Genomic DNA, 15,141 nt, shown 5'->3' on the forward strand with positions numbered 1-15,141 from the left:
GATGTCTCCCGGCAAGAATCTCTGATTGAGTTAAGTGCCCATCACAATATGATCACTGACCTTATATTACACAATCATCCCAGGATGAAAACAATCACTTTAAACGACAACCATATTGCACATTTAAACGCCAAAAACACTACAAAACTGGAATATTTAAACTTAAGCAATAACAATTTACTGCCAACCAATGACATTGATCAACTAATATCATCAAAACATCTTTGGCATGTATTAGTTAACGGCATCAACAATGATCCACTTGCACAAATGCAGTACTGGACTGCAGTAAGAAATATAATTGATGACACTAATGAAGTGACCATTGATTTATCAGGACTTAATTTAACCACTCAACCACCAGGGCTGCAAAACTTCACCTCTATCAATCTTGATAATAACCAACTCACACATTTTGATGCAACCAACTACGATAGACTCGTAAAGCTAAGTCTGAATAGTAATGCTCTTGAGTCAATAAATTTTCCTCAAGGCAGAAATGTAAGTATTACACATATATCTATGAATAATAATGCTCTCAGAAATATTGATATAGATAGGCTTTCATCAGTTACTTATTTTAGTGCGGCACATAATCAACTAGAGTTTGTGCAATTAGAATCTTGCGAATGGCTGCAATACCTGAATCTCAGCCATAATCAATTAACTGATATTGTTGCAGGTAATAAAAATGAACTCTTACTGCTGGATCTATCCCATAATAAACTAACAAGTTTACACAATGTCTTATTTCCCAACTTGAATACGTTACTTATTAACAACAATTTGCTTTCTGAAATTAAAATATTCTATAGCAACTTCCGCAATGTTCAGACATTAAACGCTGCTAACAACCAGTTGAAATATATAAATCTTGATTTCCTGACTTATCTTCCATCTATCAAAAGTTTAAGACTGGACAATAATAAAATAACCCACATTGATACTAATAATACATCCGATATTGGAACTTTATTCCCCATAATAAAACAGAGCAAAAACTTAAATTTTTTAAATGTTTCTGGGAAGAACAATTGACCTACTATGCAGCTCATGTTATTTAATTTGTTTTCCCCAGCACTTAAGCTTAATACTGGCCTGGCAATTCTTTCGCCTGGTGCATTTGAAGTTCACTCTGACGGAATAGATGCGGATAACGAATTGTTTCACTATACTATTAAAAAAGCATATACCCCATATAATATACACACTTACAAGACAGAGGAAGTTGTAAACCAGAGGAATATAAAAGTTAAAAACATGACCTTAGGGTAATGCTGCCAACTTACTGATTTAGTGTATGATGGTGATTTTAAGGTGCTTGCGTGGCTTCCATTTCCATCAGATGTCCTTCCTGCTCCGCTACTGAAGGCGTGGTGCGTAACGGCAAAAGCACTGCCGGACATCAGCGCTATCTCTGCTCTCATTGCCGTAAAACATGGCAACTACAGTTCACTTACACCGCCTCTCAGCCCGGTACGCACCAGAAAATCATTGATATGGCCATGAATGGCGTCGGATGTCGCGCCAGTGCACGCATTATGGGCGTTGGCCTCAACACGGTTTTACGTCACTTAAAAAACTCAGGCCGCAGTCGGTAACCTCGCGCATACAACCGGGCAGTGATGTGATTGTCTGCGCTGAAATGGACGAACATTGGGGCTACGTCGGTGCTAAATCACGTCAGCGCTGGCTGTTTTACGCGTATGACAGGATACGGAGGACGGTTGTGGCGCACGTCTTCGGGGAACGCACTCTGGCCACACTGGAGCGTCTTCTGAGCCTGCTGTCGGCCTTTGAGGTCGTGGTATGGATGACGGATGGCTGGCCGCTGTATGAATCACGCCTGAAGGGAAAGCTGCACGTTATCAGCAAGCGTTACACTCAGCGCATTGAGCGACATAATCTGAATCTGAGACAACATCTGGCAAGGCTGGGACGGAAGTCACTGTCGTTCTCAAAATCGGTGGAGCTGCATGACAAGGTCATCGGGCATTATCTGAACATAAAACACTATCAGTAAGTTGGAGTCATTACCTGACCTTAGATGAAATAAACAATACTTACTATAATAACGATTATTACAATCAGGCAATAAGAGAGGAACCGATAGACTTTCTGGACAGATCGTTTTCCTCCAATTCATGGCCTTTTTAGTGAATAAATCATCACTAATTCTATAAGTGTCTGGTCTTGTTGAGAATATAGTTAATATGTAACCCTTTAGATTCACGATCTGAAGGGTTGAAACATGACATACGTTCAAAGATTAACCCCCGTTTGAAGGTTAGCTTGTTAGTTACATTTAGTAACACATATCTGGCTACTTAATCCCCATTCTGCCCCCGCGGTTACGCTTTCTTATCTATTCTTTCAATCAGCACTTCACCCAATTCATCCTTAATTCTAATAACTGGCTATTGCGCCTTACCTCCTGTTTTGTCTTTTTTCATTACCAATGTGTGCATATGAGGAACAATATGGCACTGCAAAATGAGAAAAATAGTCGTTATCTTTTACGCGACTGGAAACCAGAAAATCCGGCCTTCTGGGAAAATAAAGGAAAACATATTGCTCGAAGAAACCTCTGGATATCAGTCAGTTGTCTACTTCTTGCCTTCTGTGTCTGGATGCTATTTAGCGCAGTTACCGTTAATCTCAATAAAATCGGTTTTAATTTTACTACCGATCAACTCTTTTTATTAACCGCATTACCCTCCGTTTCTGGCGCATTATTGCGTGTTCCCTACTCCTTTATGGTGCCTATATTCGGTGGACGCCGATGGCCGGTTTTTAGTACTGCAATCCTGATTATTCCTTGCGTCTGGCTCGGAATTGCCGTGCAAAATCCGAATACTCCTTTTGGGATATTTATCGTTATCGCTTTGCTATGCGGTTTTGCAGGTGCAAACTTTGCTTCGAGCATGGGCAATATCAGTTTCTTCTTTCCAAAAGCCAAACAAGGGAGCGCTCTTGGGATTAATGGCGGATTAGGAAACTTAGGTGTAAGTGTAATGCAGCTGGTTGCACCGCTGGTCATTTTTGTACCTGTATTTGCCTTTCTCGGCGTCAATGGCGTACCGCAGGCCGACGGTTCGGTGATGTCGCTGGCGAATGCCGCATGGATTTGGGTACCGCTACTGGCGATTGCCACGATCGCCGCCTGGTCAGGGATGAATGATATCGCCAGTTCACGCGCCTCAATTGCCGACCAGCTCCCTGTCTTACAACGCCTGCATCTCTGGCTGCTGAGCCTGCTTTACCTTGCCACCTTCGGTTCGTTTATCGGTTTTTCTGCGGGTTTTGCCATGCTGGCAAAAACCCAGTTCCCGGATGTGAATATTCTGCGCCTGGCGTTCTTTGGCCCATTTATTGGTGCCATCGCGCGGTCGGTTGGTGGTGCTATTTCCGATAAATTCGGCGGCGTGCGGGTGACGTTGATCAACTTTATTTTTATGGCGATTTTCAGTGCCCTGCTGTTCCTTACCTTACCGGGCACAGGCTCCGGTAATTTCATCGCCTTTTACGCCGTATTTATGGGGCTGTTTCTGACCGCGGGTCTGGGAAGTGGTTCTACTTTCCAGATGATCGCCGTCATCTTTCGCCAGATAACCATTTATCGGGTGAAGATGAAAGGCGGTAGTGATGAGCAAGCTCAGAGAGAAGCCGTCACCGAAACGGCGGCAACGCTGGGCTTTATCTCAGCCATTGGCGCAGTGGGCGGCTTTTTTATTCCGCAGGCATTTGGCATGTCGCTCAATATGACCGGCTCTCCGGTCGGCGCGATGAAAGTGTTTTTAATCTTCTACATCGTTTGTGTGCTGCTGACCTGGCTGGTTTATGGTCGGCGGAAGTTCAGCCAAAAATAAGAGATCGATGCCTGATGTACAACCATGTCGCATCCGACAAGGCATCAGATCCCAATTCATTCCTGGAGCAGGAGTCATGTCATGAGTAAACTTTTGGATCGCTTTCGCTACTTCAAACAAAAGGGCGAAACCTTTGCCGATGGTCACGGACAGGTGATGCATAGCAACCGCGACTGGGAGGACAGCTATCGCCAGCGTTGGCAGTTCGACAAAATCGTGCGTTCCACCCACGGCGTTAACTGTACAGGCTCCTGTAGCTGGAAAATCTACGTTAAAAATGGTCTGGTGACCTGGGAAATCCAACAGACCGACTACCCGCGCACTCGCCCTGACCTGCCCAATCATGAACCTCGCGGCTGCCCGCGTGGCGCAAGTTACTCCTGGTATCTTTACAGCGCTAACCGCCTGAAATACCCGCTCATTCGTAAACGACTGATTGAACTGTGGCGCGAAGCCCTCAAACAACACAGCGATCCGGTACTGGCGTGGGCATCGATTATGAATGATCCGCAAAAGTGCCTGAGCTACAAACAAGTGCGTGGGCGCGGCGGGTTTATCCGCTCCAACTGGCAGGAACTAAACCAGCTGATTGCCGCCGCTAACGTCTGGACCATCAAAACCTACGGCCCGGATCGCGTTGCCGGTTTCTCGCCGATCCCGGCGATGTCGATGGTTTCTTACGCCGCCGGAACGCGTTATCTGTCGCTGCTTGGCGGCACCTGTTAAAGTTTCTACGACTGGTATTGCGACCTGCCGCCCGCCTCGCCGATGACCTGGGGCGAGCAAACCGACGTACCGGAATCTGCCGACTGGTATAACTCCAGCTACATCATCGCTTGGGGGTCTAACGTACCGCAGACACGTACGCCGGACGCCCACTTCTTTACCGAAGTACGCTACAAAGGCACTAAAACCATCGCCATTACCCCTGACTACTCTGAAGTGGCCAAATTGTGCGACCAGTGGCTGGCACCGAAACAAGGCACTGATAGCGCCCTGGCGATGGCAATGGGGCATGTGATTTTAAAAGAGTTTCATCTCGATAATCCCAGCGACTACTTTATCAACTACTGCCGCCGCTACAGCGACATGCCGATGCTGGTAATGCTGGAGCCTCGCGACGATGGTAGCTACGTTCCCGGGCGCATGATCCGCGCATCTGACCTGGTGGATGGACTGGGCGAAAGCAACAATCCGCAGTGGAAAACCGTAGCAGTTAATACCGCAGGTGAATTGGTAGTGCCGAACGGTTCGATTGGTTTCCGCTGGGGAGAAAAAGGCAAATGGAATCTGGAATCCATTGCCGCCGGTACGGAAACCGAATTGTCGTTAACCCTGCTCGGTCAACATGACGCTGTTGCAGGCGTGGCCTTCCCCTACTTTGGCGGCATTGAAAATCCGCATTTTCGCAGCGTAAAACACAATCCGGTGCTGGTGCGCCAATTGCCCGTTAAAAACCTGACGTTAGTCGATGGCAACACCTGTCCGGTGGTCAGCGTTTATGATTTGGTACTGGCGAATTACGGCCTCGATCGCGGGCTGGAAGATGAAAACAGCGCGAAAGATTACGCTGAAATCAAACCGTACACCCCAGCCTGGGGTGAGCAAATTACCGGCGTACCGCGCCAGTATATTGAAACCATCGCCCGCGAATTTGCCGATACCGCCCATAAAACGCATGGGCGCTCAATGATTATCCTCGGCGCAGGTGTTAACCACTGGTATCACATGGACATGAACTACCGCGGGATGATCAATATGCTGATCTTCTGCGGTTGTGTCGGGCAAAGCGGTGGCGGCTGGGCACACTATGTCGGCCAGGAAAAACTGCGCCCACAAACCGGCTGGTTGCCACTGGCCTTTGCGCTCGACTGGAACCGACCACCGCGCCAGATGAACAGCACCTCGTTTTTCTACAATCATTCCAGCCAATGGCGCTATGAAAAAGTCTCTGCTCAGGAGTTACTTTCACCGCTCGCCGATGCCAGTAAGTACAGCGGTCATCTGATTGATTTCAACGTTCGCGCCGAACGTATGGGCTGGCTACCTTCTGCGCCGCAGCTGGGGCGTAACCCGCTCGGGATTAAAGCTGAAGCCGACAAGGCCGGATTATCCCCCACAGAATTTACCGCCCAGGCGCTGAAATCGGGCGATTTACGTATGGCCTGCGAACAACCAGATAGCGGCAGCAATCATCCGCGTAATTTGTTTGTCTGGCGCTCTAACCTGCTTGGCTCCTCCGGCAAAGGCCACGAGTATATACAGAAGTATCTGCTGGGGACCGAAAGCGGGATTCAGGGCGAGGAACTCGGTGCCAGCGACGGGATCAAACCGGAAGAAGTCGAGTGGCAAACTGCGGCGATTGAAGGCAAGCTCGACCTGCTGGTGACGCTCGACTTCCGCATGTCCAGTACCTGCCTGTTCTCCGATATCGTTCTGCCCACCGCCACCTGGTATGAAAAAGACGATATGAACACCTCGGATATGCATCCATTTATTCATCCGCTTTCTGCGGCGGTCGATCCGGCCTGGGAATCACGCAGCGACTGGGAAATCTACAAAGGTATTGCCAAAGCATTTTCGCAAGTGTGCGTGGGCCATCTTGGCAAAGAAACCGACGTGGTATTACAACCACTGCTGCATGACTCTCCGGCAGAGCTCTCACAGCCGTGTGAAGTGCTCGACTGGCGCAAAGGCGAATGCGATCTGATCCCGGGTAAAACCGCGCCGAATATTGTGGCGGTGGAGCGCGACTACCCTGCTACGTATGAACGCTTTACCTCGCTCGGGCCATTGATGGACAAACTTGGCAATGGCGGTAAAGGGATTTCGTGGAATACCCAGGATGAAATCGATTTCCTCGGCAAACTCAATTACACCAAGCGTGATGGCCCGGCACAGGGGCGTCCGCTGATTGACACCGCCATTGACGCTTCAGAAGTGATTCTGGCACTGGCACCGGAAACCAACGGTCATGTTGCAGTCAAAGCGTGGCAGGCGCTGGGCGAGATCACCGGGCGCGAACATACCCATCTGGCGCTGCACAAAGAGGACGAGAAGATTCGCTTTCGCGATATTCAGGCGCAGCCGCGTAAAATTATCTCCAGCCCCACATGGTCCGGTCTGGAAAGCGATCACGTATCCTATAACGCGGGATACACCAACGTTCATGAGTTAATTCCGTGGCGCACGCTGTCGGGACGCCAGCAGCTCTATCAGGATCATCCGTGGATGCGTGCTTTTGGTGAAAGCCTGGTGGCTTATCGCCCGCCTATCGACACCCGTAGCGTCAGTGAGATGCGCCAGATACCGCCAAACGGCTTCCAGGAAAAAGCACTTAACTTCCTGACGCCGCACCAGAAATGGGGCATTCACTCAACCTACAGTGAAAACCTGCTAATGCTGACGCTCTCTCGCGGTGGACCGATTGTCTGGATCAGCGAAACAGATGCCCGAGAACTGACCATTGTCGATAACGACTGGGTGGAAGTATTTAACGCCAACGGCGCGCTGACTGCCCGCGCGGTGGTCAGCCAACGTGTACCGCCGGGCATGACCATGATGTATCACGCCCAGGAACGCATTATGAATATTCCTGGTTCGGAAGTAACTGGCATGCGCGGCGGCATTCATAACTCGGTCACCCGCGTTTGCCCGAAACCGACGCATATGATTGGCGGTTACGCGCAGCTGGCCTGGGGCTTTAACTACTACGGCACCGTCGGTTCGAACCGCGACGAATTCATCATGATCCGCAAGATGAAGAACGTTAACTGGCTGGATGATGAAGGTCGCGATCAGGTACAGGAGGCGAAAAAATGAAAATACGTTCGCAAGTCGGCATGGTGCTTAACCTCGATAAATGTATCGGCTGCCATACCTGTTCGGTGACCTGTAACAACGTCTGGACCGGACGCGAAGGCATGGAGTACGCATGGTTTAACAACGTCGAAACCAAACCGGGCATTGGTTATCCGAAAAACTGGGAAGATCAGGAAGAGTGGCAAGGCGGCTGGGTCCGCGATGTGAATGGCAAGATCCGTCCGCGTCTGGGCAGCAAGATGGGCGTAATAACCAAAATCTTCGCCAACCCGGTGGTGCCGCAGCAGATTGATGATTACTACGAACCTTTCACCTTCGACTACGAACATTTGCATAGCACACCGGAAGGCAAACATATCCCTACTGCTCGCCCGCGTTCACTGATTGACGGCAAACGGATGGACAAAGTGATCTGGGGCCCAAACTGGGAAGAACTGCTGGGCGGCGAGTTTGAAAAACGTGCCCGCGACCGCAACTTCGAGGCCATGCAAAAGGAGATGTACGGGCAGTTTGAAAACACCTTCATGATGTACCTGCCGCGCCTGTGCGAACACTGCCTCAATCCCAGCTGCGTGGCGACCTGCCCAAGCGGCGCTATCTACAAACGCGAAGAAGACGGCATTGTGCTGATTGATCAGGATAAATGCCGTGGCTGGCGTTTGTGCATTAGCGGTTGTCCGTACAAAAAAATCTACTTCAACTGGAAAAGCGGCAAGTCAGAAAAATGTATCTTCTGTTATCCGCGAATTGAGTCAGGCCAACCCACCGTGTGCTCAGAAACCTGCGTGGGTCGCATCCGGTATCTGGGCGTGCTGCTTTACGACGCCGACCGCATCGAGGAAGCGTCGAGCACCGAGCGCGAAGTTGACCTCTATCGAGTAGGCAGCCTGACGGCTGCGGCTTGTCATGGTCTGCAATTACCGTTATAAAAACAGGCAATGTCATTGTCTTTCAGGTGGTTATATGGCCCGTTCAGCTAAACCCCGTAAACGTAAACCCGCCTCTCAAAGAAGCAAACTTCCCCGCTATGTCGTGAAGCTTCACGAAGATGATTTTTTTGACGAAGAAGACGCAGAAGTTCTGCGCTTTGATAGTTTTGACGATGCCGTTGAATGCTGCGCAGACCTGAATATTCCGTTCTTTGTGGATGCGGGAAACAAAAAGCTGGTCTTCTGGTTTGTACGTGTTGATGACGAAGGATATCCGGAAATCGCCCGCTGCACGGAGCGGGAATTTGCGACCATTCTTGCCGGTATCAGCGCCGGCGGTATGTACTGCCCGGAGTGTGGCACGGTTCACTGGCCGGACGGAGTCGCCCCGCCCTTCTGATGCTCCCCCGTTTTGCCGATATTTTTCAGCAGGGAAACCGCTGGCTTAACTGGCTGGAGAAACAACCGGAAGGGGCAGTCCGTCCGGTGGTAATTGAATCAGTGACAAAAATCATGGCCTGCGGGACCACACTGATGGGCTACACGCAGTGGTGTTGTTCATCACCGGACTGTTGCCATACAAAAAAGGTCTGCTTCCGGTGTAAAAGCCGCTCCTGCCCGCACTGCGGGGTGAAGGCTGGCGCACAGTGGATACAGTATCTGCTGAGCCTGGTCCCCTACTGCCCGTGGCAGCATATTGTGTTCACACTTCCCTGCCAGTACTGGTCCCTGGTGTTCCACAACCGGTGGTTACTGGCAGAGATGAGCCGCATTGCAGCGGATGTGATACTGGAAATCTGCCATCAGGCAGATGTGGAGCCGGGGATATTCACGGTGATCCACACATGGGGGCGTGACCAGCAGTGGCATCCGCATATCCATTTATCGACAACTGCCGGTGGTGTGACGTCGGGCCACACCTGGAAAAATCTTCATTTTTACGCCCGTAAGGTGATGAGCATGTGGCGCTACCGGATAACACGGTTGCTGTCACGGAAATACCCTGACCTGGTGATGCCGGATGCGCTGGCAGCAGAAGGAAGCAGTAAACGGGAATGGAATCGCTTCCTGGACACGCATTACCGCCGTGGCTGGAATGTCAACGTATCCCGGGTAATGGATAATGCCACCCATGTGGCGGTGTACTTTGGCTCTTACCTGAAAAAGCCACCGGTGCCGATGAGTCGTCTGGAGCATTATGCCGGTCAGGATGAAATCGGTCTGCGTTACAACAGTCACCGAACAAAACGGGAAGAATACCTGTTGATGAGTGGAGATGAGTTCATGGAAAGGTTCTCCTGGCATGTGGCGGATAAGGGGTTCCGTATGGTGAGGTACTACGGTTTTTTGAGTCCGGCGAAACGGCGGTTACTGGAAGAAGTGGTGTACATCATAACGGAGACAGTGAGAAAAACGGCGATGCAAATCACCTGGAGAGGGATGTATCAGAGGTTACTGAAGGTTGACCCGCTGAAGTGCGTGCTGTGCGGGAGTCAGATGCGTTTTACGGGGCTGAAGCGGGGCTACCGTCTGGCAGAGCAGGTCCTGATGCATGAGCCGCTGGCCCGGATGCGGTGGTGCGGCTGAGAGCCGCAGAGGGGAAGTTGCGTCCATTTTGAGGGAAACGGAGCAAAAAACCGCCATTCATACCCTGAATCAATCAGAGCCATCCAGTTTAATCGTCGGTTCCGTTCATATGGAGCAAAAGTGGTGTTGAAGAAACATCCGTTTTGTGGTGTTTTTTTAATCTTTTTGGGGTTTTAATTCCTATCGATGAACGAAATTATGGTGTCGGCATGAATATTGCGTGGCGATTTGAGTAATTACTTGATGCCCGGTATTTGCCGGGCATTTAATTTAACGATTGTATTGCTGGTATAAAATAGCAATATTTTGTTGCATAATTTCAGCAAGACAATGTTTGCATCCCTCTTTGTCTTTTGCTTTTAACGCAGCGAGTAATAGATGATAGTTTTCTATGCGCTCCCGTAATTCCGCTGGGTTAATCGCTTCATAAAGATAATGTAAAGCAGGTCCCATCCTGATCCACAGTTGCTCAATCATCTCACACAGGATGGGCATATTTGAGCGATGATAAATCGCTAAGCGAAATAGCCTGTTCACATTAATGATTTGTTCCATGTCGCCCTTTTCTTGCGCCTGCTGTAATTTCCCGAGCAATTCCTGAAGTTCTGCTATGTCTTGCGAGGAGAGGTTTTCAACAGCCAGGGCAACTGCCATTAATTCCAGTTCGTAGCGGATCCGATTGATTTCGTCTAACTGACTTTGCCTCACTTCCGGTACTGTAAATGCTTGTGCAGGTGCGACAGAAAGCGCATTCACCGAAACCAGACGTAATAATGCTTCACGCACAGGTGTAATACTCATACCTAATTGCTCCGCCAGATTTTTAGTAATCAGGCGTGCGCCAGGTTTTAATGCGCCAATACTAAGCTGATGTTTCAGGTCGTTCTCAACCTGCAGAGTCAAACTGACATGTTTCATTTTTCCCGTTCCAGGCATTTTAATTCCTTCGCGTGTTTTCTGTCCAACCCTGCCTGCATGGCAGAAGGAGTTCACCTAGTGTATTAAAGTGAATAATCATAAACCACCCACCTTTGTTGTTATTACCAGCAGAACAATGACGTGGTTAGTTAATTAAAACTGAAATTCAGCTTTAATTATTAATTAAAGCTGAAAATAAGCTTTTTGCCTGGATTTTTATGGCGGCTTACGCCGCCGTTGAAACTTTTATCATCACCCGCGACGCGGATCACCACTTTGCCGAAGTTTTTACCCTTCAGCAGGCCGATAAACGTCTGTGGCGCATTCTCTAAACCATCAGTAATATCTTCGCGGTAGTGGATTTTATCCTCTTTCACCCATTGCCCCATCTCCTTCTGAAACTCATGGATGCGGTGACCATAATCCTGAGCGATAATAAACCCTTGCAAGCGAATACGTTTTTTCAGCACCGTTGCCATCAACAGGGGTAAACGATCCGGACCGGGTGGTAGCTCTGTAGCGTTATAGCTGCTCACTAAGCCACAAACGGGAATGCGCGCAGATGTATTAAGTAATGGTAGCACTGCATCAAATACCTTACCGCCCACGTTTTCATAATAGATATCAATACCTTTTGGGCACGCTTTCGCCAGTTGTTCGGCAAAATCGTCCGCGTGGTGATCAAGGCAAACATCGAAGCCTAACACCTCGGTAGCATGGCGGCATTTTTCCGCGCCACCGGCTACCCCCACCACTCTGCAACCTTTAAGTTTGCCGATTTGCCCCACCGTCGCCCCCACTGGTTCTGTCGCCGCAGCTACCACCAACGTTTCGCCCTCTTTAGGCTGACCGATATCCAGCAGCCCCATATAAGCGGTAAAGCCTGGCATCCCCAGCACACCCAGCGACCACGATGGATTTTGCGGATGATCGCCAAGTTTCACCAGGTCATCACCACTGGATATGTCATAGTCCTGCCATCCACTGTAGCCCAGCACCCAGTCGCCAGGCTGATAATCAGGATGATTCGACTCCACGACACGGCTCACCGTACCGCCGACCATCACGCCGCCAATATCAACCGGCGGTGAATAAGATGGCTCATCGCTCATACGTCCACGCATATACGGGTCCAGGGACAAATAAACTGTGCGCAGTAACACCTGTCCTTCACCCGGTGTGGCGACATCATCTTCTTCAAGACGGAAATTCTCCGGAACCGGTGCGCCATGTGGACGCGAGGGCAGAACCCAACGTCGATTACGCTGCTTTTGTTGCCCCATAATGCTCTCCTGTGCTTTTGGCATGAATCCATCAATAGTAGCAGGCTCACGGGATTGGTTTTGTTTGCAGCCGTCACATCCCCTCTGCAACACGCAATAATTTCATCGAGGAATCCGTTGGATTTGCCCCTATATTTCCAGACATCTGTTATCACTTAACCCATTACAAGCCCGCTGCCGCAGATATTCCCGTGGCGAGCGATAACCCAGCGCACTATGCGGATGCCATTCGTTATAATGCTCGAACGCCTCTGCAAGGTTCTTTGCTGCCGTTAACCCGTCTGGTTTGGGCATGATACTGATGTAGTCACGCTTTATCGTTTTCACGAAGCTCTCTGCTATTCCGTTACTCTCCGGACTCCGCACCGCCGTGTTCTTCGGTTCAAGTCCCAACATCCGGGCGAACTGGCGTGTTTCATTAGCCCGGTAGCATGAACCATTATCCGTCAGCCACTCCACTGGAGACGACGGAAGATCGTTGCCGAAGCGGCGTTCCACCGCTCCCAGCATGACGTCCTGTACTGTTTCACTGTTGAAGCCGCCGGTAGTCACCGCCCAGTGCAGTACCTCACGATCACAGCAGTCCAGCGCGAACGTGACACGCAGTCTCTCTCCGTTATCACAGCAGAACTCGAACCCGTCAGAGCACCATCGCTGATTGCTTTCTTTCACGGCCACTCTGCCTGTATGTGCCCGTTTCGATGGCGGTACAGCAGGTTTTCGCTCAAGCAACAGCGCATTCTGGCGCATGAGCCGGTAAACACGTTTGGCATTGATCGCAGGCATACCATCAAGTTCTGCCTGTCTGCGAAGCAGCGCCCATACCCGACGATAACCATACGTGGGCAGCTCTCCGATAACATGGTGTATACGGAGAAGCACATCCGTATCATCAGTGTGACGACTGCGGCGGCCATCCATCCAGTCATCGGTTCGTCTGAGAATGACGTGCAACTGCGCACGCGACACCCGGAGACAACGGCTGACTAAGCTTACTCCCCATCCCCGGGCAATAAGGGCGCGTGCGCTATCCACTTTTTTGCCCGTCCATATTCAACGGCTTCTTTGAGGAGTTCATTTTTCATCGTTTTCTTGCCGAGCAGGCGCTGGAGTTCTTTAATCTGCTTCATGGCGGCAGCAAGTTCAGAGGCAGGAACAACCTGTTCTCCGGCGGCCACAGCAGTAAGACTTCCTTCCTGGTATTGCTTACGCCAGAGAAATAACTGGCTGGCTGCTACACCATGTTGCCGGGCAACGAGGGAGACCGTCATCCCCGGTTCAAAGCTCTGCTGAACAATTGCGATCTTTTCCTGTGTGGTACGCCGTCTGCGTTTCTCCGGCCCTAAGACATCAATCATCTGTTCTCCAATGACTAGTCTAAAAACTAGTATTAAGACTATCACTTAAATAAGTGATACTGGTTGTCTGGAGATTCAGGGGGCCAGTCTATCCGTTGCTTCGGGCTGTTTTCGATAGTATTGATAACATCATCATCATTATTTTATTGAGGCCAGACATGTCCATCCGTTTTGCCCGCAAAGCCGACTGTGCTGCCATTGCGGAAATTTATAACCACGCCGTGTTGTATACGGCGGCTATCTGGAATGACCAAACGGTGGATGCAGATAACCGCATTGCCTGGTTTGAAGCGCGGACCATAGCAGGTTATCCGGTGCTGGTAAGTGAAGAAGATGGCGTAGTTACGGGATATGCCTCGTTTGGCGACTGGCGTAGTTTCGATGGTTTTCGCCATACCGTGGAACATTCGGTTTATGTCCATCCCGATCATCAGGGCAAAGGTCTGGGGCGTAAATTGTTAAGTCGATTGATTGATGAAGCGCGGGATTGCGGGAAGCATGTCATGGTCGCCGGGATCGAATCGCAAAATCAGGCTTCGCTGCATCTGCACCAGTCGCTGGGATTTGTCGTCACCGCACAAATGCCGCAGGTAGGCACTAAATTTGGTCATTGGCTGGATCTGACATTTATGCAGTTGCAACTCGACGAGCGCACTGAACCGGACGCGATTGGATGAATCAGTCGCTCACCCTTGCTTTTTTGATTGCCGCCGGAATTGGTCTGGTAGTCCAGAACACGCTGATGGCGCGCATCACCCAGACCTCCTCTACCATTCTCATCGCCATGTTGCTGAACTCACTGGTGGGGATTGTGCTCTTTGTTTCTATTTTATGGTTTAAACAAGGCATGGCGGGGTTTGGCGAACTGGTGTCCAGCGTGCGCTGGTGGACACTTATACCTGGCTTGCTGGGTTCGTTTTTTGTCTTCGCCAGTATCAGCGGATATCAGAATGTGGGAGCGGCGACAACTATTGCGGTACTGGTCGCCAGCCAGCTGATTGGCGGTCTGGTGCTGGATATCTTCCGCAGTCATGGCGTACCACTACGGGCGTTGTTCGGCCCAATATGTGGCGCAATTTTACTTGTGGTTGGCGCCTGGTTGGTGGCCAGACGCTCATTTTAATCAGAGGATGGTGCCGCCTTTGGTTAACTGTTCGTGGCGCGCTTCCATATCTTCTTTATGCTTGCGACCGTGATGAGCAATAGCGGTGCGCAAACGCTGCTGCTGGGTGTAGCGATCTTCCCGACTTAACTCCGCGTCATCGCTCAGGGCGATTAATAATTCGTTCATATGGGCAATGACGCTCTCTTCAATCGCGGCATCCACGCGCGCGATGACTTCATCCAGATGCGACATACTTTCTCCTTAGCCACT

Annotated in this window: 13 protein-coding genes, 2 pseudogenes and 4 other annotated features; of the genes and pseudogenes, 10 read left to right on the forward strand and 5 right to left on the reverse strand. The window is 50.1% G+C overall.

Annotated elements, in window-relative coordinates; translation table 11 throughout:
- The first annotated feature begins 48 nt into the window (after nucleotides 1–48).
- From SF1757 to SF1764, 8 genes and pseudogenes are all read left to right on the forward strand, one after another.
- Nucleotides 49–1,275 (forward strand): annotated as a pseudogene (locus SF1757).
- Nucleotides 1,271–2,038, forward strand: a mobile genetic element. (Overlaps the previous pseudogene by 5 nt.)
- The gene (insA, locus tag SF1758) at nucleotides 1,326–1,601 is read left to right on the forward strand and encodes an insertion element IS1 protein InsA (RefSeq protein NP_707623.1); all 276 of its coding nucleotides are present in this window, start codon (nucleotides 1,326–1,328) and stop codon (nucleotides 1,599–1,601) included. Its footprint overlaps the feature before it by 276 nt.
- Complete coding sequence (gene insB / locus SF1759) at nucleotides 1,628–2,023, forward strand: insertion element IS1 protein InsB (RefSeq protein ID NP_707624.1); 396 nt, start codon at nucleotides 1,628–1,630, stop codon at nucleotides 2,021–2,023. (Lies within the feature at nucleotides 1,271–2,038.)
- A gap of 442 nt (nucleotides 2,039–2,480) precedes the next feature.
- A complete protein-coding gene (gene narU, locus SF1760) occupies nucleotides 2,481–3,869 on the forward strand; it encodes a nitrate/nitrite transport protein NarU (protein NP_707625.2) in 1,389 nt (462 codons plus the stop codon).
- Nucleotides 3,870–3,893: 24 nt separating this feature from the next.
- Nucleotides 3,894–7,691, forward strand: a sequence feature ('Similar to Escherichia coli K12 cryptic nitrate reductase 2, alpha subunit ref: NP_415985.1 (1246 aa). BLAST with identity of 100% in 1266 aa. This CDS contains an in-frame stop codon. The sequence has been checked and is believed to be correct.').
- Nucleotides 3,894–7,691, forward strand: a pseudogene (gene narZ, locus SF1761). It overlaps the preceding feature by 3,798 nt.
- Nucleotides 7,688–8,620: a nitrate reductase 1 subunit beta gene (locus SF1762; RefSeq protein ID NP_707626.1), complete on the forward strand. Its 933-nt coding sequence runs from the start codon at nucleotides 7,688–7,690 to the stop codon at nucleotides 8,618–8,620. Before narZ ends, SF1762 begins: the two are co-directional and overlap by 4 nt.
- Nucleotides 8,567–10,395, forward strand: a mobile genetic element. (Overlaps the previous gene by 54 nt.)
- Nucleotides 8,598–9,020, forward strand: a complete 423-nt coding sequence (locus tag SF1763) for an insertion sequence IS91 protein (protein NP_707627.1) — start codon at nucleotides 8,598–8,600, stop codon at nucleotides 9,018–9,020. Its footprint overlaps the feature before it by 423 nt. The genes SF1762 and SF1763 overlap by 23 nt, the downstream gene beginning before the upstream one ends.
- Nucleotides 9,020–10,207, forward strand: coding sequence for an insertion sequence IS91 transposase (locus SF1764; RefSeq protein NP_707628.1), 1,188 nt, complete (start codon nucleotides 9,020–9,022; stop codon nucleotides 10,205–10,207). Its footprint lies within the feature at nucleotides 8,567–10,395. Before SF1763 ends, SF1764 begins: the two co-directional genes overlap by 1 nt.
- A gap of 82 nt (nucleotides 10,396–10,477) precedes the next feature.
- Here SF1764 and SF1765 read toward each other — a convergent pair.
- The 4 genes from SF1765 to SF1768 form a co-directional block, all read right to left on the reverse strand.
- The gene (locus SF1765; RefSeq protein NP_707629.1) at nucleotides 10,478–11,200 is read right to left on the reverse strand and encodes a colanic acid/biofilm transcriptional regulator; all 723 of its coding nucleotides are present in this window, start codon (nucleotides 11,198–11,200) and stop codon (nucleotides 10,478–10,480) included.
- Nucleotides 11,201–11,304: 104 nt separating this feature from the next.
- Complete coding sequence (gene yncB, locus SF1766; RefSeq protein ID NP_707630.1) at nucleotides 11,305–12,501, reverse strand: oxidoreductase; 1,197 nt, start codon at nucleotides 12,499–12,501, stop codon at nucleotides 11,305–11,307.
- 25 nt (nucleotides 12,502–12,526) lie between these two features.
- Nucleotides 12,527–13,857, reverse strand: a mobile genetic element.
- Complete coding sequence (locus SF1767; RefSeq protein ID NP_707631.1) at nucleotides 12,538–13,443, reverse strand: IS2 transposase TnpB; 906 nt, start codon at nucleotides 13,441–13,443, stop codon at nucleotides 12,538–12,540. Its footprint overlaps the feature before it by 906 nt.
- Complete coding sequence (locus SF1768) at nucleotides 13,401–13,811, reverse strand: IS2 repressor TnpA (RefSeq protein NP_707632.3); 411 nt, start codon at nucleotides 13,809–13,811, stop codon at nucleotides 13,401–13,403. It lies within the feature at nucleotides 12,527–13,857. The genes SF1767 and SF1768 overlap by 43 nt, the downstream gene beginning before the upstream one ends.
- A gap of 67 nt (nucleotides 13,858–13,924) precedes the next feature.
- Here SF1768 and SF1769 point away from each other — a divergent pair.
- A complete protein-coding gene (locus SF1769) occupies nucleotides 13,925–14,443 on the forward strand; it encodes a resistance protein (RefSeq protein ID NP_707633.2) in 519 nt (172 codons plus the stop codon).
- Nucleotides 14,440–14,889: a hypothetical protein gene (locus SF1770; RefSeq protein ID NP_707634.1), complete on the forward strand. Its 450-nt coding sequence runs from the start codon at nucleotides 14,440–14,442 to the stop codon at nucleotides 14,887–14,889. The genes SF1769 and SF1770 overlap by 4 nt, the downstream gene beginning before the upstream one ends.
- On the opposite strand, the gene SF1771 is transcribed toward SF1770, so the two are convergent.
- On the reverse strand, nucleotides 14,890–15,123 hold the full coding sequence (locus SF1771; protein NP_707635.1) for a hypothetical protein: 234 nt from the start codon (nucleotides 15,121–15,123) through the stop codon (nucleotides 14,890–14,892).
- Between the last annotated feature and the right edge of the window lie 18 nt (nucleotides 15,124–15,141).

Source organism: Shigella flexneri 2a str. 301, from assembly GCF_000006925.2.
Taxonomy (GTDB): domain Bacteria; phylum Pseudomonadota; class Gammaproteobacteria; order Enterobacterales; family Enterobacteriaceae; genus ECMA0423.